Here is a 20,106-nt window from a genome sequence, read left to right as displayed (position 1 = left end):
GGCCCTGAATCAGCGCCTGAACCGTATTCACTGCGAACGAATCTGGAGTACACATCATGAAAATCCAATTGATCCTCGCCTTGGCCCTTTCCGTACTGGCCGCCAATACCTTCGCTGCCGACGGATACGACAAAACCGGCTCGGCCTCTTTCGCCTCCGAAGCCAGCGCCGCCATCGAGCGCACCCACTCGGACACCTATGCCGCCGACGGCTTCGATAAAACCGGCACCGCAGAGGCTATAGGTTGAATGCTGAACATAAATCCCGAAATTGACACAAAACCTGTAGGAGCGAGGCTTGCCCGCGAAGGCGACTTCACATCCAACAAATCAACTGACTGACACACCGCCTTCGCGGGCAAGCCTCGCTCCTACAGGGATCTGGGTGACTGGAAATTAACCGTTCGTCCTTGCACTATGGCGCGATCCCGAATGAAGCCTCAGGAACGCCTTCCATGCCCGACGACATCCACTACTACGAACCCGCCAACGGCCACGGCCTGCCCCACGACCCGTTCAACGCCATCGTCGGCCCGCGCCCCATCGGCTGGATTTCTTCGCAGGATGCCGAGGGTCGCCTGAACCTGGCGCCCTACAGTTTCTTCAACGCCTTCAACTACATTCCGCCGATCGTTGGTTTTTCCAGCGTCGGGCGCAAAGACAGCTTGAACAACATCGAACAGACCGGCGAATTCGCCTGGAACCTGGCGACCCGGCCATTGGCCGAGCGAATGAACCAGAGCAGCGCCATGGTCCCGCCCGACACCAACGAATTCGAGCTGTCCGGGCTGACGCCGGTTGCCTCGACCCTCATTCAAGTGCCACGGGTGGCCGAAAGTCCGGTGTCCTTCGAGTGCAAGGTCACGCAGATCATTCAGTTGCAGCGGGCCGACGGAAACGTGGTGCCGAGCTGGCTGATTCTCGGCGAAGTGGTCGCCGTGCATATCGCCAAATGGCTGTTGAAGGATGGTGTGTACGACACCGCCGCGGCAGAACCGATTCTGCGCGGCGGCGGGCCAGCGGATTATTTCCAGCTGGGGCCTGAGGCATTGTTCAAAATGTATCGCCCGGGGGCGAAAAAATAACTTACCAGAGCAGGTCAGCGTCTTCTTTGACGTCTTTGAGGCGGGTCAGCTCTTTGGCGGCGGCCAGATCGGCTTCGTTTGCAGTCTTGAAGATTTGCTCCTCAAGCACCTTATGAAAACGCGGCGCACCGGTGCCACCGATGGCTTTGACGGCGATCGCGGCGTGGTAGCCACCCTCGCCCGGTACTACAGCGGAAACAGCTTCGAAATGATCAAAGGCTTTACGTGCCATGTCGCGGATCCTGGCTGATTGAGAATGGGGCCAAACCCTCAACCGGCCAGTTTGTGTACCGGTGCCTGTGGGTGACCGAGTGCTTGTGCTGCCGACACTTCCCGGAAGGTATGGAAATCCAGGCTGTTGACCACCAGGTCTTGCACCAACTCGGCAAAAACCTGCATGGCCGGGCTACCGAAATAAGCCGTCATGGCCTGCTGGCTGGTCCAGAAACCGGACACCAGCCACAACTCGGGATCGCATTGCGAATGCTGCAAGGCAAAGCTCAGGCAACCCGGCGCGGTGCGGGACGGCTCGATCAAGGCGCTCAGGCGCGCACCGAGTTCCGACGAACGCCCGGCGCGGGCACGGACAAAGGCCATATGACTGACGGGGATCTGCGTAGACATGTTCAACCCTCCCAGGTAGTCGACCGCAGCCGTGGGGCGGGCTGCGACAGGATCAAAGGTTAAGGGCGCCCGGTCCATTGCGGTTAGTCGATTCCTGCCGCCGTATTGCACAATCCTGCGCGGCTTCAAGAGAAACCTGTAACAACCTGTAAACGCATACCCATCAACGAAACGTGGCTTTCAAGCAAGTTTGCCTGGGGCTGCCCTGATGTAGAGGCACGGCGGCTGCACTCAGTGCAGAATCAGGCAAGCTTGAGGCAGGATGTGTCTACCGCTTCGTCTTGCACAAATTTAAGCTCGACTCATTACCCATGCCCCACCGAGGATGCCGTGCATGTCGTCGCTCGATCACTTTCAAGCCCCGCTGGACGCCGATATGGAGAAACAGCGCGCAGAACTGGCCGCGATCATCCGTCGCAACACGATGGAGGATGGCAATTATGCGACTGCCGTCGGCTCGCTGTTTATGGCGAAACACAGCCAGTCCCATGACTTTGCCCCGGTACTGGCGCAACCCGCGTTGTGCATCATGGCGCAGGGGAGCAAAGAGGTCAGGCTGGCCGACGAATATTTCAATTACGACCCACTGAATTACCTGGTGGTCTCGGTTTCGATGCCGCTGAGCGGGCGGGTGGTGAATGTTACGTCTGAAGAACCGATCCTCTCGGTGCGACTGGACATTGATCCGGCGGAAATCACTGCGCTGATTGCCGATGCCGGCCCCTTGGGCGTACCGACCCGCCCTACCGGCCGCGGCCTGTATGTCGAACGGATCGACACGGCGATGCTCGACGCCGTGCTGCGCCTGGCGCGCCTGCTGGACACGCCGAAAGACATCGCCATGCTCGCGCCGCTGATTCGTCGGGAGATTCTCTATCGGTTGTTGCGCAGCCCGCAGGGCTATCGGCTGTACGAAATTGCCATCGCCAATAGCCAGAGCCACCGCATCAGCCAGGCAATCAAATGGCTCAACGGCAATTTCGAGCAGCCGCTGCGCATCGATGATCTGGCCAAGGAAGTGAACCTGAGCGTGTCGACGTTGCATCACCGGTTCAAGGCGATGACGGCGATGAGCCCGTTGCAGTATCAGAAGCAGCTGCGATTGCAGGAAGCGCGGCGGCTGATGCTGGCGGAGGGGCTGGAAGCGTCAGCAGCGGGGTATCGCGTCGGGTATGAAAGCCCGTCGCAGTTTAGCCGGGAGTACAGCCGCTTGTTCGGGGCGCCGCCACTCCGGGATTTGGCGCGGTTGCGGTTGTCGGTTTGATTCAGTTTTTGTGATGCTGCGACTGACGCCTTCGCGAGCAAGCCCGCTCCCACATTTGACCGAGTTCCTTCATGAGAATGCGGTCAAATGTGGGAGCGGGCTTGCTCGCGAAGAGGCCAGTACAGTCAACCCACCTCTAAGGGTCAGGCCCCGAGGACGCGGCAAGACTCGGCCGGAAGGGTCACCGACACCGGGTTGCCAATGCTCAACCCAAAGCCCTGGCACGGCGTGCTCAGCGCGGTAAACGAAACCCCTGAACACTCCACGGTCGTTTCAATCGTCGCGCCGATATCGCGCACGAACGTCACCTTGCCCAGCAAGCGATTACCCGCCGTTGCCTGCGGATGCGACAGTTGCAGGTCTTCAGGGCGAATCAGCATCTTCACTTTCTCACCGACCACAATGCTGCTGCAGATCGGCACTTCCAGCGCATCGCCACCGGGCAAGCTGATCTTGCCGTTGCCCAGCGCAGTCGCCGGGAAGATGTTGCCCGAACCGATAAAGTCCGCGACGAACTCGTTGGCCGGGTGCCGGTAAATCTCGATCGGCGTCCCCACTTGCTGCACGCGATGCTCGCCCAACACGACGACGATATCGGCCATGGTCATGGCTTCACGCTGGTCGTGGGTCACCATGATGGTGGTGATGTTCAAGCGCTGTTGCAGTTGACGGATTTCCACCTGCATCGATTCGCGCAGCTTGGCATCCAGCGCCGACAGCGGTTCGTCGAGCAGGAGGATTTTCGGGTGGTTGGCAATCGCCCGGGCAATCGCCACGCGCTGACGCTGGCCACCGGACAGTTTCGCCACCGGGCGATCAATCATTTCCTGCAATTGAATCAGCTCAAGCAACTCCACCACCCGCGCTTGCTGATCAGCCTTGCTGACCCCGCGCAGTTTCAGCGGATAAGCGATGTTCTCGCCGACCGTCATGTGCGGAAACAGCGCCAGGGATTGGAACACCATGCCGAAGTTGCGCTGGTGCGCCGGGGTGTGGCCGATGTCTTCACCGTCCAGGCGAATCTCGCCGCCGCTGAGGGTTTCGAGCCCGGCGATCATCCGCAGCAAAGTGGTTTTGCCGCAACCCGAAGGGCCGAGGAAACACACCAGTTTGCCTTCCGGCAAATGCAGGTTCACATCCTTTACCGCGCAGGCCGAGCCGTAATGTTTCTCGACGTTTTCCAGAATCAGACCAGTCATGTTGCACCTCAAGAATCAGAACGAAACGCCACCTTCACCAACCAGCTTCTCCAACGCCCAGATCAGGACGAAGTCGATCAGCACGATCAGCACGGCAAACGAAAATACGGTGGGGTCGAGCGAAGACACGGTGCGGCTGTACATCCAGATCGGCACGGTCATGACGTCGATGGTGTAGAGGAAATAGGTCACGGTGAACTCGTTGAACGAGACGATGAACGCCAGCAGCATCCCCGCCAGAATCCCCGACTTCATCAGCGGCACCACCACATCGACAATCGCCCGCAGCGGTGAAGCGCCGAGCATTTGCGCAGCCTCTTCGACTTCGCTGCCGATGGAGAGCATCGCCGCGGTGCAGTTTTTCACCACGAACGGCAAGGCCAGGATCACGTGGGCAATCACCAGTCGCGAGGTGGTCATCTGGAACGGCAGGCTGTCGAACACCAGCAGCAACGCCAGCCCCAACACTACCATCGGAAACACCAGCGGCAGCGACATCAATTGCAGCGCCACGGCCTTGCCGCGAAACTCGCAACGGGTCAGCGCGTAAGCCGCCGGCACCGCGACGAGGGTGGCGAAGACCATGGTCAGGCACGCCACCATCAGGCTGGTGGTCATGGCTTTGCCCAGGCTCAGCACATCGCTGGAATCCGGCGACACGAAGGTGTGCCAGGCGGCTTTGTACCATTGCAGGCTGTAGCTGCTCGGCGGGAAGTCGAGGTTCGATGCACCACTGAATGACATGACAATCATGGTCAGGATCGGCAACACCGCCAGCAGCAGGATGAAGCCTGACAGGATGCCGGCAAACTTGCCGGTCTCGCCGGGCAACAGCCCATAACGCTTCTTGGTCACAGTGCTCATTGCGAAGCCTCCAGCATGCGCCGACGACGGCCAGTAATGAATTCGGACAAGGTCATGATCGCGAGGGTGGTGACGATCAGCACGACACCGGCAGCGGAGGCGGCGGGCCAGTTCATCAACGGGGCGATCTGGTCATGCACCATCACCGCCAGCATCGGCACGCGACGGCCACCGAGCAGCAAAGGCACCACGAAGCTGCTGGCGTTGTAGGCGAACACCAACGTCGCACCGGTGATGATCCCCGGCATGCTCATCGGCAACACCACTTGGCGGAACACCTGAAAGCGACTGGCGCCCAGGGTCGCGGCGGCTTCTTCGTAAGTACGGGCGACGCCGCGCATGGCGCTGGCAATCGGCAACACGGCCAACGGGAACGCGGTTTGCACCAGGCCCATCAACACGCCGTTCTGGTTGTACAACAGCATGATCGGTCGCTTGATCAGGCCCAGGCCCATCAGCGCCTGATTGAGCATCCCGCCCGGGCCGAGAATCACCAGCCAGCCGTAGCTTTGCAGCAGCAGGTTGACCAGCAACGGCAACAGCACCGCGGCGAGGAAGATCCGTCGCACGAAGGGTGAAGTCAGTCGCGACATGGTGTACGCCACCGGGATCGCCAGCACCACGGCAATCACTGCGCTGATCAAGGCCAGGCGCAGGGTCAGCAGCAAGGATTTGAGGTAATACGGTTCCAGCAATTGGGCGTAGCTGGCCAGGCTGAACCCGGTCCATTCCGCGCCTTTGGTGCCCACGCTCATGCGCAGTACCAGAAGGCTCGCGGCAATCAGCACACCCAGAAACAGCATCGACGGCGAGAGAAAAAGCCAGGCGCGCGTCGTCGGCGAAACACCCCGATTGGCACGCGCTGGAATGGCGCTTACCGGATGGGTCAGAGGTTGGTGTTCCATAGCAAGGGTCTCGTCAATGGAAAGCAGCTGAACGAACACAAGACCTGAAGCAACGACGTTCTAGTGTGGGAGCGGGCTTGCTCGCGAAAGCGGTGGGTCAGTCAGCATTGATGTCGACTGACCGATTGCATTCGCGAGCAAGCCCGCTCCCACATTTGATTTGTGGTGCTCTTGGGGCTTGCGTACGCCACTCGATCAGGAAGAAAAGATTTCCGTGTAACGACGAATCCATTGGTCATGCACGGTGGCCAGGAAGGCGTTGTCGTGCATGATCGCCTTCTCGGCAATCTGCTCCGGCGTGAGGATGTACGGGCTCTTGCGCGCTTCGGCGGAGATGATCGCCTTGGCGTTGACCGGGCCGTTGTAGATGTCTTCCGCCATCTTGCCCTGCACCAATGGGTCCAGAGAGTGGTTGATGAAGGCGTAGGCCAGGTCGGTGTCGCCCGGACGGTTCTTCGGCATCACCGACAGCATCAGGTCGGTGTAGAAGCCTTCCTTCATGCCGAACGTGGCGCCCAGGCCGTAGGCCGGATCGCGGATCTGTTTCGGGAAGAAGGCCGGCGCGTACAGGCCGCCCATGTCCAGCGAACCGGTGCGGAACAGTTCGGCGATCTGGTTCGGGTTTTCACCCAACGTCACCACACGATCTTTCAGCTCGGCGAGTTTCTTGAAGCCCGGCTCAATGTTGTGTTCGTCACCACCGGCCAGTTTGGCGGCGATGATGATCAGGTCCATGGCCTCGGTCCAGTTCGGCGGCGGCAGGAAGATGTTCGGCGACAGTTCCGCGTCCCACAGGGCGGCGTAGCTGTCCGGCGCTTCCTTGATGGTGCGGGTGCTGTAGACCAGGCTGTTGCACCAGAGCAGGTAACCGATGCCGTGGCCATTGGCGCCGGTGCGGTATTTCTCCGGGACATCGACCAGGTTCGGGATGCGGTTGAGGTCGGGTTTTTCCAGCAGGTTGGCGGCGGCCAGACCTTCGGCGCCGACGCCGGCCAGGGTGATGATGTCGTACTGCGGACGATCACCGCCGGCCTTGAGTTTGGCGACCATTTCCGAAGTACTGCCGGTGCGGTCGGCAATGACCTTGCAGCCGTACTTGTCTTCGAAGGTCGCGGCAATGTTACGCAGTGCGGCCAGGCCGGTGTCATCGGACCAGGTCAGCAAACGCAGGGTCTTGCCCTGGAAGCGTGTGTCACTGGCATTGGCCTTGACGAACGGCAAGCTCATGGCGGCCGCAGCAACCGAGGCTACGCCCACGGTCTTGATGAATTGACGTCTGTTCAGATCATGCTCGCCCATTACGGACTCCCTTTGTTTTTGTAGGTATAAGGCAGGTCGAAACTGTTGCATCCGCGCGACCGGATCAGCATTGGCCCCATATTTTCGGGGCTTGGCTACACCGGCAAGTTCATCCTGAGGTTGTACAAAACGACTGACTATCGATAAAAACTCATTGAAGCCATGACGCCGACGCATGCCTCATGTAGGAGCGAGCTTGCTCGCGAAAGAGGCACGAACGACGCGGGCTGTCTGGCTTCCCGCGTCATCGTTGACGTTCATCGCGAGCGAGCTCGCTCCTACAGGTGATCGGTGTCAGAGGGCGCGAATCACGTGTTTTATTTCCTGGAAAGCCTGCAAGCCCCACGGGCCCAATTCGCGGCCGATGCTGCTCTGTTTGTAGCCACCCCAGGCGGTCTGCGGGAAGATCACTTGCGGTGCGTTGATCCACACCAGCCCTGCCTGCAAAGCGTTGGCGACGCGATCGGCGGCTGCGTTGTCGCGGGTGACCACGCTGGCCACCAGGCCGAACTGGCTGTCGTTGGCCAGGGCAATCGCCTCGGCTTCGGAGGCAAAACTGCGTACGCAGATCACCGGCCCGAAAATCTCTTCACACCACAGCGCACTGTCGAGGGGCACGTCGGTGAAAATCGTCGGCTGCAAAAAATAGCCGCGGGTCAGGTCTGCGGGACGATTGCCGCCGCACACCAGCGTGGCGCCGGCACTCAAACCGCGATCGATGTGGCCCAGTACACGCTGGTATTGCGCCTGATTGACCAGTGCGCCCATCTCGACGGCAGGGTCGAACGGGTCGGCCACGCGAATCGCTTCGGCGCGGGCCTTTAGACGACTGAGGAATTCTTCCGCCAGTTCATCAGCGACCAGCACGCGGCTGGTGGCAGAGCACATCTGCCCGGCATTAAAGAAGCCACCGCCACAGGCCACTTCCACGGCCAGTTCGATGTCGGCGTCCTTGAGCACCAGCAGCGAGGATTTGCCGCCCAGTTCCAGGCTCACGCCTTTGACGGTTTCCGCCGCGCGCTGCATGACCTGCACACCGACGGCGTTGCTGCCGGTGAAGGAAATCTTGGCGATGCGCGGATCAGCCGACAGCGGCGCGCCGACGGCCAGGCCGGTGCCGCAGACCAGGTTGAACACGCCTTTGGGCAAACCGGCTTCGGCGATGATCGCGGCCAGTTGCAGTTCCGGCAGCGGCGTCACTTCCGAAGGCTTGAGCACCACGCAGCAGCCGGCAGCCAGGGCCGGGGCGAGTTTCCACGCGGTGGTGACCATCGGAAAATTCCACGGCACGATCAGCCCGACCACACCGCACGGCTCACGGCGCACACGGGCGCTGAAGTCGTCGGTGGGCAGTTCCACGTTGCTGTCTTGCTTGGCATCGAGCCCTTCGGCCAGACTGGCGTAATACTCGAAAGTGGCGATCACGTCATCGACGTCGATGGCCGCTTCGAACAACGGTTTGCCGTTGTTGCTCGACTGCAAGTGCATCAGCTGCTCGCGACCGGCTTGCACGCCGGCGGCGATTTTGCGCAGGATCGCGCCGCGCTCGGCCCCCGTGGTTTTCGACCAGTCGCCGAAGGCTTGGGTCGCCGCACTGACGGCGCGCTCAACGGCGTGTGCATCGCCGCCGTTGACGGTGGTCAACAGGGCTTCAGTCGCCGGGTTGATCACGCGTAAATGTTCGTCGCCAGCGGACCATTGGCCATTAATGAACAGGCCGTCCAACGTTGTCGGAAAAGTCATTTCGACACCGCCTTCATCCACACGGTCTGATCGATTTCAATCAGGGTCGGGCCTTGGCGATCGGCAGCGGCGCGCAATGCGTTGCGCAGCTGGTCGACGCCGTTGACGGCTTCGGCTGCACAGCCAAGGGCCTTGGCCACACCGATGAAGTCCGGGGTGTAGATGTCCACGCCGACCGGCTCGATGGCGCGGTTGACCATGTACTTCTTGATCTCTTCGTAGCCCTGGTTATTCCACAGCAGGACGATCACCGGCGTGCGCGCTTCAACGGCGCTGGCCAGTTCCGGCAGGGTAAATTGCAAGCCACCGTCGCCGATCAGGCACACCACCGGAGGCCGCGCACCGCTTTCGACGCTGCCGCCGAGCCAGGCGCCAATCGCCGCCGGCAAGGCGTAACCGAGGGTGCCGTAACCGGTGGACGAGTTGAACCAGCGACGCGGGCGTTCCGGGTTGAACGTGAGGTTGCCGGTGTACACCGGTTGGGTCGAATCGCCGACGAAGACCGCGTCCGGCAATTCGTGCAGGACGGTTTCCAGGAAGCGCGTCTGCGCCAGGGTCGGAGCGTCCCACGTGGCGGCGAGTTCTTCACGCAAACGCGCGGCACGCACCTGGCCCCAATCGTTGCGGCGCTCGGCCAGCGACTTGTGCGACAACGCGCTGAGCAAGGCCTGGGCGGCGTTGCGCGAGTCGGACACCAGCGCCACATGCGGCGGGTAGTTGCGCACGGTCTGGTCCGGGTCGATGTCGACGCGCAGCAGCTTGCCAGGGATCTCGAAACCACCAGCGAAGGTCACGTCGTAGTCGGTCTCGGCCAGTTCGGTGCCGATCGCCAGGACCACGTCGGCCTCGGCTACCAGGGCGCGGGTCGCGACCAGGCTTTGGGTCGAACCGATCAGCAACGGATGGTTGGATTCGAGCATGCCTTTGGCGTTGATGGTCAGCGCCACCGGAGCGTCCAGCAGTTCCGCCAGTTCAGTCAGTTCAGCGGCGGCATCGATGGCACCGCCACCGGCCAGAATCAGTGGACGCTTGGCACCGGCCAGCAATTCGGTCATGCGCGAAACGGCGGTCGGCGAGGCACCGGCGCGGTCGATGTTCACCGGCAGGCTGGCGAGCAGGTCATCAGCTTCTTCGACCAGCACGTCCAACGGGATTTCAATGTGCACCGGGCGCGGACGACCGGCCTGGAACAGGGCGAAGGCGCGGGCCAGTACACCCGGCAGCTCAGACGCCGACATCAAGGTGTGGGAGAACGCTGCCACGCCGCCGACCAAGGCGCTCTGGTTCGGCAGCTCGTGGAGCTTGCCGCGACCGCCGCCCAACTGGTTGCGGGTCTGCACGCTGGAGATCACCAGCATCGGGATCGAATCGGCGTAGGCCTGGCCCATCGCCGTGGTGATGTTGGTCATGCCGGGGCCGGTGATGATGAAGCACACACCCGGCTTGCCGCTGGTGCGAGCGTAGCCATCGGCCATGAAGCCGGCGCCCTGTTCGTGACGCGGAGTGACGTGGTTGATGCTCGAACGGGCCAGCCCGCGATACAGCTCCACGGTGTGAACCCCGGGAATGCCGAACACCTGCTCAACGCCGTAATTCTCGAGTAACTTGACCAATACTTCGCCGCACGTCGCCATGTCTTTGCCCTTTTTGTTCGTTTGAGACGCTGGGCCTGCGCAGTGTTTATGATGGATGGGCAGGTCCAGGGATGGCCTCATTGGAACGGGCGACACGTAGCCGCAACAATGGATAAAAAGTCATACTAGCCATGTCCTCACGTCATACCTTGGATCCCAATGAAACGACTGCCTCCTCTTCCGGCACTGCACACTTTTCTGATCACCGCGCAGTGCTGCAACTTCACCCGGGCTGCCGAGCAACTGCACATCACCCAGGGCGCGGTGAGCCGGCAGATTGCCGGGCTGGAAGATCATCTGGGTTATGAGCTGTTCATTCGCCAGGCCCGGGGCCTGGACTTGACCGCCGAAGGACGTGAGTGGCTACCGCGAGTCCAGCAGATTTTCGAGTTGATCGACGAGGCGGTCGAACAGGTCGGCGAGAAGCGCGAAACCCTGCAACTCAAGGCCCCGACATGCGTCATGCGCTGGCTGTTGCCGCGGCTGGTGCAGTGGCAGCGGGAGCGTCCGGATGTGCCGGTGGAATTGACCACCACGGTCAAGCACGGCGTGGATTTTCATCGTGAGCAGTTCGATGCGGCGGTGATGTACGGCGCGCCGCCGGACAGTTCACTGGTGTCGCAAAAACTGTTTGATGAGCAACTGACACCGGTCTGTTCCAAGCCCATGCTCGAAGGCCCGGTGCCGCTGCTGGCGCCCGAGGATCTGGAACAGCACATGTTGCTGCATCCGACCCGGGATGAACGCGACTGGAAAGCCTGGCTGGCGACCGCTGACGTGCGCTTGAGCAATGTCGCCAAGGGCCAGCACTTCGAAACCCTGGACCTGGCGATGTCGATGGCGTCCCAGGGGACAGGCGTGGCGATTGGCGACTGGTCGTTGATCGGCGATGACCTGAGTGCTGGACGACTGGTCATGCCGTTTGAATTGAAGGTAAAAACGGGGCTGGCGTATTACCTGGTTTTCCCGGAAAAACCCGGACCTTCGCCGAAATTACGCGAATTGATGGGGTGGTTGGTGGAACAGGCGCAGTCGCGGTGATGAGTCCCGCCCTGTAGGCCTGTAGGAGCTGTCGAGTGAAACGAGGCTGCGATCTTTTGATCTTGTTAAAAGCAAAGTCAAAAGATCGCAGCCTCGTTTCACTCGACAGCTCCTACAGATGTGGCGGTGTGGCGAGCTTCAGTAGCCGACTGCAAACCGCTGCCGCGAATGCTTTGGCACTTCCACTTCATCGATCATCGCAATCGCAAAATCGGCGAAGGTAATCCAGCTCCGCCCTGCACTGCTCACCAGCAAATCATCCTTGCCGATCCGAAACACGCCCGTGCGCTCGCCTTCGACAAACTCAGCCGACGGCGACAAAAAGCTCCAGTCCAGATCCCTTTCCTGACGCAGGGTCTCAAGAAACTCAGCGCCCGCGCCGGCCTCGGCCTTGTACTCCGCGGGGAAACCTTCGCTGTCGATGACGCGGGTTCCGTTCGGCAGTAATAGCGAACCGGCGCCGCCGACCACCAGCAAACGTTTCACACCGGCCTGCTTCACCGGCCCGATAACGGCCTTGGCTGGCAGGGTCGAGAAGTGCGCCGCGCTGATCACCACGTCATGGCCGGCAACGGCGGCTTGCAAGGCATCAGCGTCGAGGGCATCCACGTTCTTGCTGACCACACCTTCACGCTGGCCGATCTTCGAGGTATCCCGGGCGATGGCCGTAACACTGTGGCCACGGCGCAGGGCTTCTTCCAACAGCTGGCTACCGGCTCGACCGGTGGCACCGATGATTGCGATTTTGCTCATGACGTACTCCGTTGGCTTAAATAATTAACTTGCTCACCACCGCCCTCTGTAGGAGCTGTCGAGTAAAACGAGGCTGCGATCTTTTGACGTCGCTTTTAAAAAACAGGATCAAAAGATCGCAGCCTCGTTTCACTCGACAGCTCCTACAGGGTCAGGTGCGTTCGGTAAAACGGGTTACCACTTCATCTCACCCTTGGCGACTTTGGCGCTCAGTTCCAGGGAGCTTTCGTCGCCCAGTGTCGGGTAGCGTTTTTTCATCGCGGCGATCAGCGCGGTGGCGTCTTTGGCCTTGGTGGTTTCTTCGTCGAACGCCTGGATGTACTCGGCGGTGAACTGCACGGCGGCCAGGGAACGGGCGCTCTCACCCAAGTAATGCCCCGGCACGATGATGTTAGGTTTCAGGGATTCGATGGAATGCAGCGTAGCCAACCAATCGGCATGGGACTGTGGCGTTTGGGTGTCGGCCATCCATACATGAATGTTTTCCGCGACCACCACACCACCGACCACGGCCTTGATCGACGGAATCCACACAAAGCTGCGATCCGGCTGCTTGCCATCAAGACCAACCACCTGCAACTTCTGCCCTTCGAGCATCAAACTGTCGCCCTTGAGGATGCCCGGCACGACGGTTTTGGTCGGCACGTCAGCGCCCATTTTCGGGCCCCAGAACGCCAGTTTGCCGTCGACGGTGTGCTTGATGTGGTCAACCGTCGGCTGCGAGGCGAGCACCTTGGCGTCGGGGAATGCACGGGTCAGGGTGTCGAGACCGAAGTAGTAATCCGGGTCGCCGTGGCTGATGTAAATGGTGGTCAGTCGTTTGCCACTGGCGCGGATTTTTTCCACTACTTGCTCGGCCTGGGATTTGCCGAATTGCGCGTTGACCAGGATCGCGTCCTTCTCGCCGCTGACCAGTACCGAGGTCACCGGAAAAATCGCCTTGTCGCCGGGGTTATAGACATCCAGCGTCAACGTCGATGCCGCTGCGGCATGGGCTGAGAATCCCAGCATGGCGGCTAGAAAAACGCGTTTGAAAGAGGTGAATCCGATCATCTGTTGCTCCGTTGTCCAATGGTCGCCGTCTGTAGGAGCTGTCGAGTGCAGCGAGGCTGCGATCTTTTTAAAAAACAAAGTCAAAAGATCGCAGCCTCGTTGCACTCGACAGCTCCTACACGTCGTGCACGTCCTGCACGTATGGGACAGAGCTTAGTTGCCTGACTCAGTACAAAAAATGCGATGCTGGAACATAGTTTGTTTCTGAAAGCGGGCAAATCATGGATCGTCTACAAGCAATGCGCGTGTTCGTCACGGTGGTCGACCTCGGCAGCCAGTCGGCCGCCGCCGATCATCTGGACCTGTCACGGCCGGTGGTTTCGCGGTATCTGGCGGAGCTGGAAGACTGGGTCGGCGCGCGCCTGATGCACCGCACCACACGTAAATTGAGCCTGACCGCCGCCGGCAGCGAAATCCTCCCCCGTTGCCGGCAGATGCTCGACTTATCCACAGACATGCAAGCCGCCGTCAGCGAACCGGACGATGCACCGCGTGGCCTGCTGCGGATCAGCGTCAGCACCTCGTTCGGCCAGGCGCAACTGGCGGACGCCATGGCGGCGTACGTCAAGCGCTACCCCGGCGTCAGCATCGACCTGCAGATGCTCGACCGCACGGTGAACCTGGTGGATGAGCGCATCGATCTGGCGATTCGCACCAGCAATGACCTGGACCCGAACCTGATCGCGCGCCGGCTGACGGTTTGTCGCTCGGTGATCTGCGCCTCCCCGGCCTACCTGCGCGAACACCCGACGCCGCAGCGGGTCGAGGACTTGAGCCTGCATAACTGCCTGACCCATTCCTACTTCGGCAAAAGCCTCTGGCACTTCGAGCAGGACGGCGAGCCAGTCTCGGTGCCGGTGCAGGGCAACATCAGCGCCAACGAGGCCAGCACGCTGTTGCGCGCGACGATGGCCGGCGCGGGTGTGGCGATGTTGCCCAGCTATCAGGCCGGTGTGCATATCCACAGCGGCGAGCTGATCCGCCTGCTGCCCCAGGCCGAACCCCGGCAGATGAACGTGTACGCGGTGTATGCCTCACGCAAACATATGCCGGCGGCGCTGCGCAGCATGCTGGATTTTCTGGTGCTGAGGTTTCCCGAAGAACCCGAATGGGATATCGGTCTGTAACCCGATCCAATGTGGGAGCGGGCTTGCTCGCGAAAGCGGTAGACCAGTCGACATCGGTGTTGAATCAACAATCGCTTTCGCGAGCAAGCCCGCTCCCACAGGGAATCAGCGGCCTGAATATCGGGTTACATGCGCAGGCTGCGTGACTGGCAACTCACCGCCCCTGACCTATGCTGAAAGTAATACCTCAGGGTATTCGTTCAGAGGTCCACGCCATGAAGACCAGAACAAGAAGATACCTCGCGATTTTCATCACCTGCGCGGCCACGCTTGCGTTGTATGGCACGGCGGCCTGGCGTGTCGAGCAGTTGCGACAACTGCCCCGTGAATACGCGAGCTGCAATTTCGAGCGCTGCATTCCCCATAACGCGACCCTGAATGCCCTCCGGTAACGAAGGGGATCAGGCCTCGTTGTCCTGATCGGCCTTCAAGCGGTCGCGAAAAGCCTTGGGCGAGATCCCCACACGACGTCGGAACAGGCGCGTGAAGTTGGTCGGATCGGAAAACCCCAACACGTCGGACATTTCATAAATGGTCATGCTGGTGTAGGTCAGCAAGCGCTTGGCTTCCAGCAATTGACGTTCGTGCATGATCTGCAACGCCGGTTGCCCCGCCAGTTCACGGCACGTGCCGTTGAGGTGCGACACCGAAATCCCCAGCCGATGCGCCAGGTCCTCGACCTTGACGTGCTGGCGATAGGTCTCTTCCACCAGCTGGATAAAGCCGTTGAGGTATTCCCGGGCACGTTGCGGACGCTGACTGGCGGAGCGGCGCTGAATCACCTGACGGCTGACCCACACCATGATCACGCTGACCAGCGAATGCATGAGCATTTCCCGGGCCGGTTGATGACCGGTGTATTCGTTTTGCAGCGCCGCAAACAGGCTGTTGAGGTAGTCGCCGTCCTTGCCCGCCGGGTAACTTTCGGCCTGGGCCAGGGCATTCACCGAGTTGCCCAGTTGCGCCTGGAGATGGGTCACCAGCGGCGCGGCGAGGGTCACGACAAAGCCTTCGACGTCCTCGGAAAAGCGATAACCGTGCACCGACAGCGGCGGCAGGATCAGGATTGTCGGTTCAGTCAATTGCGTGCGTTTGCCTTCGATTTCAAGCTCTGCCTGACCTTTGAAAACGAAGAGCAATTGGCACAAATCAGCGTGGCGGTGGGGTTTGATTTCCCATTGATGCTCGCGGCTGCGTTTGGAAATGGTTTCACAGTGCAGCAAATCCGGGGTCGGCCAGTCCAGGCTTTCACCATAGAGTTTGAACACTGGAATCGAAGGCAGGTCAGGCTTGTTCATAACTTCAATCCAGGCCTCGGGAGGTAGCGGGCGATAATCGCACCGATTGGCAGAATGTACAGCTATCGGCTCAGTTTTCACCTTCAATTGACGGACTCGCAAGTGAAAAATGCAAGCACTCGATCCATAAAAACCATTCACCGGCCTTGGTCGCGTGGAGCTTGCGAGTCATAAAAACAATGAAAATGCTGAAAACCCAAGTGGCCATTATCGGTGCAGGTCCTGCCGGTTTATTGCTCGGTCAGTTGCTGCACAACGCGGGCATCGACACCCTCATCCTCGAACGCCAGACCCCGGACTATGTACTCGGGCGAATCCGTGCCGGCGTCCTTGAACAAGGCATGGTAGAGCTGCTGCGCCAGGCCGGCGTGGGCCAGCGCATGGACGCCGAAGGGTTGGTCCATGGCGGCTTCGAACTGGCCCTCGGCGGGCGCCAGGTACACATCGACCTGCACGCCCTGACCGCTGGCAAAACCGTGATGATTTACGGCCAGACCGAGGTCACCCGCGACCTGATGGCCGCTCGTCGGGAGGCTGGCGCGCAGACGATTTACCAAGCCAGCAACGTCGTGCCCCATGGCATGAAAACCGAAGAACCGTTCCTGACCTTTGAGAAGGACGGCGAGCTGTATCGCCTCGATTGCGACTACATCGCCGGGTGCGACGGTTTCCATGGCGTGGCGCGGCAGTCGATTCCTGAGGCGTGCGTGAAAGTCTTCGAGCGGGTTTATCCCTTTGGCTGGCTGGGAATTCTGGCCGACACCCCGCCGGTCCACGACGAGCTGGTGTACGCCCGCCATGAGCGCGGTTTTGCCTTGTGCAGCATGCGTTCAGCCACGCGCACTCGCTATTACCTTCAGGTTCCGGCGGATGACCGGATCGAAAACTGGTCCGATCAGCGCTTCTGGGATGAACTCAAAAGCCGCTTGCCACAAGCATTGGCGGAAAAACTGGTGACCGGACCGTCCATCGAAAAAAGCATCGCGCCGCTGCGCAGTTTCGTGGTCGAACCGATGCAGTACGGGCGGATGTTCCTGGTCGGCGACGCCGCGCACATCGTCCCGCCTACCGGCGCCAAGGGCTTGAACCTGGCCGCCAGCGACGTCAATACGCTGTTCACTATTCTGCTGAAGGTTTACCGCGAAGGCCGGGGCGACTTGCTCGAGAAATACTCCGAGGTCTGCCTGCGTCGGGTGTGGAAAGCCGAACGGTTTTCCTGGTGGATGACCTCGATGCTGCATCGCTTCGATGAGCACGACGCCTTCAGCCAGCGCATTACAGAGTCGGAATTGGCGTACTTCGTCGACTCCGAGGCCGGCCGAAAAACCATTGCAGAAAATTACGTCGGGCTTCCATACGAGGCTATCGAATAGCCTGCTATCGACTTACACTGGCGAGCATTCCCGCTCGCCGCGCTTCTTGCGGGTCCATCACCGCAGGTTTTACCCGTGACCAATCTCAACCAGCCTGAAACAACCAAACCGGCCATTCGCAGCGTGCTGATCGCCCTGATGCTGGCAATCTTTCTAGCCGCGTTGGACCAGACCATTGTCGCCGTTTCAATGCCGGCCATCTCCGCGCAATTCAAGGATGTCAGCCTGCTGGCCTGGGTGATTTCCGGCTATATGGTGGCGATGACCGTGGCGGTGCCGATCTACGGCAAGCTCGGCGACCTGTACGGCCGACGCAAGTTGATGCTGTTCGGCATGGGTGTGTTCACGATCGCTTCGTTGTTCTGCGGGATGGCGCAAAGCATGGAGCAATTGGTGCTGGCGCGGATTATTCAGGGCATTGGTGCTGGCGGGATGGTGTCGGTGAGCCAGGCGATCATCGGCGACATCGTGCCGCCTCGGGAGCGTGGTCGCTATCAAGGTTATTTCAGCAGCATGTACGCGGTGGCCAGCGTGGCGGGCCCGGTATTCGGTGGTTACATGACCGAATACCTGTCCTGGCGCTGGGTGTTTCTGATCAACCTGCCCCTGGGCCTCGGCGCGTGGCTGGTGGCCCATCGCACGCTGGTCGGGCTGCCGGTGCCGCAGCGCAAGCCGATCATCGATTACCTCGGCACCGTGCTGATGATCATCGGCTTGACCAGTTTTCTGCTGGGCATCACGCAGGTTGGCCAGGGTTATGCATGGCGCAGCGCCGAGGTGCTGGGTTTGCTCGGGTGTGCGGTGTTGGTGCTGGCGCTGTTTGTCTGGCATGAGCGCCGGGCGCGTGAGCCGTTGCTGCCGATGCACCTGTTCGCTAACCGTCATGCGATTCTGTGCTGGTGCACGATTTTCTTCACCAGTTTCCAGGCGATTTCATTGATCGTGCTGATGCCGCTGCGCTTCCAGAGCGTCACCGGTGCCGGCGCCGACAGCGCCGCGCTGCACCTGTTGCCGCTGGCCATGGGTTTGCCGATCGGCGCCTATTTCGCCGGGCGCCGGACCTCGGTGACCGGGCGCTACAAGCCGATGATTCTCGGCGGCGCCCTACTGATGCCGATCTCGATTCTGGGGATGGCATTCAGTGCGCCTCAAGCCGTTGTGCTCAGCAGCCTGTTCATGTTGCTCAGCGGGATCGCTTCGGGCATGCAGTTCCCGACGTCGTTGGTCGGCACGCAGAACTCGGTGGCGCAACGGGACATCGGCGTGGCCACCAGCACCACCAACCTGTTTCGTTCGTTGGGCGGCGCGGTGGGCGTGGCGTTGATGTCGGCGCTGCTGCTGGCGTTGTTGCAGGATTCGAGTTTCGCCCACCTGGCCGGCTCGACGCTGATTGCCGAGGGCCATTCCGGGAATGTCTTGCTGGACGGGTTAAATGCCGCGCCGGGGGATGCGCAGAACGCCTTGCGTGCTGAGCTGCTGCTGACCTTTCGGCATTTGCTGATGGTCAGCGCGGCGGTGTCGTTGTTGGGGTTGGCGGCGGCGATTGCGATGCCGAACATGGTATTGCGTGGGCGCGAGGATAAGGTTCGATAGATAGACCGAGTCGCGGCCTTCGCGAGCAAGCCCGCTCCCACATTTGACCGGGTTCATTCGGGGGAATGCGGTCAAATGTGGGAGCGGGCTTGCTCGCGAAGGCGGTGTCTCAGGCACCGCCATTCAAGGGCTGTAATACCCGACAGCCACCAGAAAATGCCCGACCTTTTTCAGGTAGGCATGTTTGTCCTCGACCTTCCCGGTCACCGGGTTTTTCCAGCGGTATTCGTATTCGCCGTAATCCTGCTTGGCGATCAAGGCCAGGATCGGCTCGCCCACCGGTTTGCCTTCCGGGTCGTTGACCTTGCTGAAATCGGTGTTGATCAACCGCAGGTTGGTGCCGTGGGCGACGTAACGCTGGGTGTTCAGGTCGACGACGAACACATAAAGGTCATCCTGCAGATAGCCGCCCTTTAGGGAGTTGATCGCCGTGAGCGTGCCCTTCTCGTCCTTGACCAGATCGGCCGCCGCTTTATTCAGCGACGCCATCGCCTGTTCCGCCGAGGCCCGTGGCAGGTAGTAACCCACCGCCAGAATCCGCTGGCCGATACGCTGGTAGTACACGTGTTTGCGCTCGACCTTGCCGTCGGACCAGTTTTGCCAACGGTATTCCGCCTGCTGAATGCCATTGCCTTCCGGGACTTTCAGGGCGTCTTTGAAGGCTTTCTGCAAATCCGGCCCGAGGGTTTCGGAGACATCACGGCCGATCAGCGCCGAAGACGGCCCGCCGCTGGCGAGCATCACGCCTTTGGTGTCGAGCACAAAGACATAACGATCCTTGTCGACAAATTCACCCTGGCGGCTGAAGGCTGCGAAGGCTTTGTCACCATTCTCATGGTAGTAGGCCAGGGCTTTTTCCAGCAGGGCCTTGGCGGCCTGGCTGTCTTCCTTTTCCGTCCCGGCGGCCTGAGCCTGGCCGAGGCACAGCCAGAGCATTGCGCCCAGCACGGCCAACTTCTGCAATAACCCCATCGCGCATCCCCATTCTTCCTGGTGTTTGAAGAGCGTAGACGGCTTGGGGATATGCACGAGCATTCAGGACAACGCGGTGGGCCTCTGTAGCAGCTGCCGAAGGCTGCGTTCGGCTGCGCAGCAGTCGTGAAATCAGTCACCGCGGTTTGTCTGATAAAACGCGGTGGCTAATTTTGCTGCTGCTTCGCAGCCGAACGCAGCCTTCGGCAGCTGCTACATCTATGGTTACCCCCTTTTCTGCAATACTGTTTTTGATGCGTGTTTGGCTTGCTTTCATCTA

General features: G+C 60.6%; 20 protein-coding genes. 8 read left to right on the top strand and 12 right to left on the bottom strand.

Annotation, left to right across the window (positions count from 1 at the left end; translation table 11 throughout):
• The first annotated feature begins 56 nt into the window (after nt 1–56).
• A complete protein-coding gene (locus ACIPL2_RS32370) occupies nt 57–248 on the top strand; it encodes a hypothetical protein (protein WP_401364098.1) in 192 nt (63 codons plus the stop codon).
• Between the two features lie 206 nt (nt 249–454).
• Complete coding sequence (locus tag ACIPL2_RS32365) at nt 455–1,084, top strand: flavin reductase family protein (protein WP_401364096.1); 630 nt, start codon at nt 455–457, stop codon at nt 1,082–1,084.
• A gap of 1 nt (nt 1,085) precedes the next feature.
• On the opposite strand, the gene ACIPL2_RS32360 is transcribed toward ACIPL2_RS32365, so the two are convergent.
• The gene (locus ACIPL2_RS32360; protein WP_059402244.1) at nt 1,086–1,316 is read right to left on the bottom strand and encodes a hypothetical protein; all 231 of its coding nucleotides are present in this window, start codon (nt 1,314–1,316) and stop codon (nt 1,086–1,088) included.
• A 38-nt stretch (nt 1,317–1,354) separates the two neighbouring features.
• A complete protein-coding gene (locus ACIPL2_RS32355) occupies nt 1,355–1,708 on the bottom strand; it encodes a putative quinol monooxygenase (protein WP_401364092.1) in 354 nt (117 codons plus the stop codon).
• Between the two features lie 334 nt (nt 1,709–2,042).
• On the opposite strand from ACIPL2_RS32355, the gene ACIPL2_RS32350 reads away from it, so the two are divergent.
• Nucleotides 2,043–2,972: an AraC family transcriptional regulator N-terminal domain-containing protein gene (locus ACIPL2_RS32350; RefSeq protein WP_401364089.1), complete on the top strand. Its 930-nt coding sequence runs from the start codon at nt 2,043–2,045 to the stop codon at nt 2,970–2,972.
• A 143-nt stretch (nt 2,973–3,115) separates the two neighbouring features.
• On the opposite strand, the gene ACIPL2_RS32345 is transcribed toward ACIPL2_RS32350, so the two are convergent.
• The 6 genes from ACIPL2_RS32345 to ACIPL2_RS32320 form a co-directional block, all read right to left on the bottom strand.
• Nucleotides 3,116–4,171, bottom strand: coding sequence for an ABC transporter ATP-binding protein (locus tag ACIPL2_RS32345; protein WP_401364086.1), 1,056 nt, complete (start codon nt 4,169–4,171; stop codon nt 3,116–3,118).
• 15 nt (nt 4,172–4,186) lie between these two features.
• On the bottom strand, nt 4,187–5,035 hold the full coding sequence (locus tag ACIPL2_RS32340) for an ABC transporter permease (protein ID WP_401364083.1): 849 nt from the start codon (nt 5,033–5,035) through the stop codon (nt 4,187–4,189).
• A complete protein-coding gene (locus tag ACIPL2_RS32335) occupies nt 5,032–5,940 on the bottom strand; it encodes an ABC transporter permease (protein ID WP_401364080.1) in 909 nt (302 codons plus the stop codon). Before ACIPL2_RS32335 ends, ACIPL2_RS32340 begins: the two co-directional genes overlap by 4 nt.
• Nucleotides 5,941–6,135: 195 nt before the next feature.
• Nucleotides 6,136–7,239, bottom strand: coding sequence for an ABC transporter substrate-binding protein (locus ACIPL2_RS32330; RefSeq protein WP_401364078.1), 1,104 nt, complete (start codon nt 7,237–7,239; stop codon nt 6,136–6,138).
• A 294-nt stretch (nt 7,240–7,533) separates the two neighbouring features.
• Nucleotides 7,534–8,982 carry an aldehyde dehydrogenase family protein gene (locus ACIPL2_RS32325; RefSeq protein WP_401364075.1) on the bottom strand — a complete coding sequence of 483 codons (1,449 nt, stop codon included), beginning with the start codon at nt 8,980–8,982 and terminating at the stop codon, nt 7,534–7,536.
• A complete protein-coding gene (locus ACIPL2_RS32320; protein ID WP_401364072.1) occupies nt 8,979–10,616 on the bottom strand; it encodes a 5-guanidino-2-oxopentanoate decarboxylase in 1,638 nt (545 codons plus the stop codon). The genes ACIPL2_RS32325 and ACIPL2_RS32320 overlap by 4 nt, the downstream gene beginning before the upstream one ends.
• Before the next feature lie 159 nt (nt 10,617–10,775).
• On the opposite strand from ACIPL2_RS32320, the gene ACIPL2_RS32315 reads away from it, so the two are divergent.
• Nucleotides 10,776–11,657 carry a LysR substrate-binding domain-containing protein gene (locus ACIPL2_RS32315; protein ID WP_401364069.1) on the top strand — a complete coding sequence of 294 codons (882 nt, stop codon included), beginning with the start codon at nt 10,776–10,778 and terminating at the stop codon, nt 11,655–11,657.
• A 138-nt stretch (nt 11,658–11,795) separates the two neighbouring features.
• Here the strand turns inward: ACIPL2_RS32315 and ACIPL2_RS32310 are convergent, their stop codons facing one another.
• A complete protein-coding gene (locus tag ACIPL2_RS32310) occupies nt 11,796–12,410 on the bottom strand; it encodes an NAD(P)-dependent oxidoreductase (RefSeq protein ID WP_401364066.1) in 615 nt (204 codons plus the stop codon).
• A gap of 174 nt (nt 12,411–12,584) precedes the next feature.
• Entirely contained in the window at nt 12,585–13,463 is an 879-nt protein-coding gene (locus ACIPL2_RS32305; protein WP_401364063.1) for an MBL fold metallo-hydrolase, read from the bottom strand.
• A 221-nt stretch (nt 13,464–13,684) separates the two neighbouring features.
• On the opposite strand from ACIPL2_RS32305, the gene ACIPL2_RS32300 reads away from it, so the two are divergent.
• A complete protein-coding gene (locus ACIPL2_RS32300) occupies nt 13,685–14,590 on the top strand; it encodes a LysR family transcriptional regulator (protein ID WP_401364060.1) in 906 nt (301 codons plus the stop codon).
• Between the two features lie 215 nt (nt 14,591–14,805).
• The gene (locus tag ACIPL2_RS32295; protein WP_401364057.1) at nt 14,806–14,982 is read left to right on the top strand and encodes a hypothetical protein; all 177 of its coding nucleotides are present in this window, start codon (nt 14,806–14,808) and stop codon (nt 14,980–14,982) included.
• A 9-nt stretch (nt 14,983–14,991) separates the two neighbouring features.
• Here the strand turns inward: ACIPL2_RS32295 and ACIPL2_RS32290 are convergent, their stop codons facing one another.
• Complete coding sequence (locus ACIPL2_RS32290) at nt 14,992–15,888, bottom strand: helix-turn-helix domain-containing protein (protein ID WP_401364054.1); 897 nt, start codon at nt 15,886–15,888, stop codon at nt 14,992–14,994.
• 179 nt (nt 15,889–16,067) lie between these two features.
• Between ACIPL2_RS32290 and pobA the strand changes: the two genes are divergently transcribed.
• Entirely contained in the window at nt 16,068–17,261 is a 1,194-nt protein-coding gene (pobA, locus tag ACIPL2_RS32285; RefSeq protein ID WP_401364052.1) for a 4-hydroxybenzoate 3-monooxygenase, read from the top strand.
• A 75-nt stretch (nt 17,262–17,336) separates the two neighbouring features.
• The gene (locus ACIPL2_RS32280; protein ID WP_401364050.1) at nt 17,337–18,854 is read left to right on the top strand and encodes an MDR family MFS transporter; all 1,518 of its coding nucleotides are present in this window, start codon (nt 17,337–17,339) and stop codon (nt 18,852–18,854) included.
• A 123-nt stretch (nt 18,855–18,977) separates the two neighbouring features.
• On the opposite strand, the gene ACIPL2_RS32275 is transcribed toward ACIPL2_RS32280, so the two are convergent.
• Complete coding sequence (locus ACIPL2_RS32275; RefSeq protein WP_401364150.1) at nt 18,978–19,826, bottom strand: cache domain-containing protein; 849 nt, start codon at nt 19,824–19,826, stop codon at nt 18,978–18,980.
• Between the last annotated feature and the right edge of the window lie 280 nt (nt 19,827–20,106).

It is taken from the genome of Pseudomonas sp. NPDC086251, assembly GCF_044746405.1.
Classification (GTDB): domain Bacteria; phylum Pseudomonadota; class Gammaproteobacteria; order Pseudomonadales; family Pseudomonadaceae; genus Aquipseudomonas.
Note: the sequence above shows the minus strand (reverse complement) of the source record. Positions and strands in the feature narration are given on the sequence as shown.

Excerpts from the sequence above, each read along its gene's own strand:
- ACIPL2_RS32370 (WP_401364098.1), top strand. The coding sequence starts at position 57 with ATGAAAATCCAATTGATCCTCGCCTTGGCCCTTTCCGTACTGGCCGCC.
- ACIPL2_RS32365 (WP_401364096.1), top strand. The coding sequence starts at position 455 with ATGCCCGACGACATCCACTACTACGAACCCGCCAACGGCCACGGCCTG.
- ACIPL2_RS32360 (WP_059402244.1), bottom strand. The coding sequence starts at position 1,316 with ATGGCACGTAAAGCCTTTGATCATTTCGAAGCTGTTTCCGCTGTAGTA.
- ACIPL2_RS32355 (WP_401364092.1), bottom strand. The coding sequence starts at position 1,708 with ATGTCTACGCAGATCCCCGTCAGTCATATGGCCTTTGTCCGTGCCCGC.
- ACIPL2_RS32350 (WP_401364089.1), top strand. The coding sequence starts at position 2,043 with ATGTCGTCGCTCGATCACTTTCAAGCCCCGCTGGACGCCGATATGGAG.
- ACIPL2_RS32345 (WP_401364086.1), bottom strand. The coding sequence starts at position 4,171 with ATGACTGGTCTGATTCTGGAAAACGTCGAGAAACATTACGGCTCGGCC.
- ACIPL2_RS32340 (WP_401364083.1), bottom strand. The coding sequence starts at position 5,035 with ATGAGCACTGTGACCAAGAAGCGTTATGGGCTGTTGCCCGGCGAGACC.
- ACIPL2_RS32335 (WP_401364080.1), bottom strand. The coding sequence starts at position 5,940 with ATGGAACACCAACCTCTGACCCATCCGGTAAGCGCCATTCCAGCGCGT.
- ACIPL2_RS32330 (WP_401364078.1), bottom strand. The coding sequence starts at position 7,239 with ATGGGCGAGCATGATCTGAACAGACGTCAATTCATCAAGACCGTGGGC.
- ACIPL2_RS32325 (WP_401364075.1), bottom strand. The coding sequence starts at position 8,982 with ATGACTTTTCCGACAACGTTGGACGGCCTGTTCATTAATGGCCAATGG.
- ACIPL2_RS32320 (WP_401364072.1), bottom strand. The coding sequence starts at position 10,616 with ATGGCGACGTGCGGCGAAGTATTGGTCAAGTTACTCGAGAATTACGGC.
- ACIPL2_RS32315 (WP_401364069.1), top strand. The coding sequence starts at position 10,776 with ATGAAACGACTGCCTCCTCTTCCGGCACTGCACACTTTTCTGATCACC.
- ACIPL2_RS32310 (WP_401364066.1), bottom strand. The coding sequence starts at position 12,410 with ATGAGCAAAATCGCAATCATCGGTGCCACCGGTCGAGCCGGTAGCCAG.
- ACIPL2_RS32305 (WP_401364063.1), bottom strand. The coding sequence starts at position 13,463 with ATGATCGGATTCACCTCTTTCAAACGCGTTTTTCTAGCCGCCATGCTG.
- ACIPL2_RS32300 (WP_401364060.1), top strand. The coding sequence starts at position 13,685 with ATGGATCGTCTACAAGCAATGCGCGTGTTCGTCACGGTGGTCGACCTC.
- ACIPL2_RS32295 (WP_401364057.1), top strand. The coding sequence starts at position 14,806 with ATGAAGACCAGAACAAGAAGATACCTCGCGATTTTCATCACCTGCGCG.
- ACIPL2_RS32290 (WP_401364054.1), bottom strand. The coding sequence starts at position 15,888 with ATGAACAAGCCTGACCTGCCTTCGATTCCAGTGTTCAAACTCTATGGT.
- pobA (WP_401364052.1), top strand. The coding sequence starts at position 16,068 with ATGAAAATGCTGAAAACCCAAGTGGCCATTATCGGTGCAGGTCCTGCC.
- ACIPL2_RS32275 (WP_401364150.1), bottom strand. The coding sequence starts at position 19,826 with ATGGGGTTATTGCAGAAGTTGGCCGTGCTGGGCGCAATGCTCTGGCTG.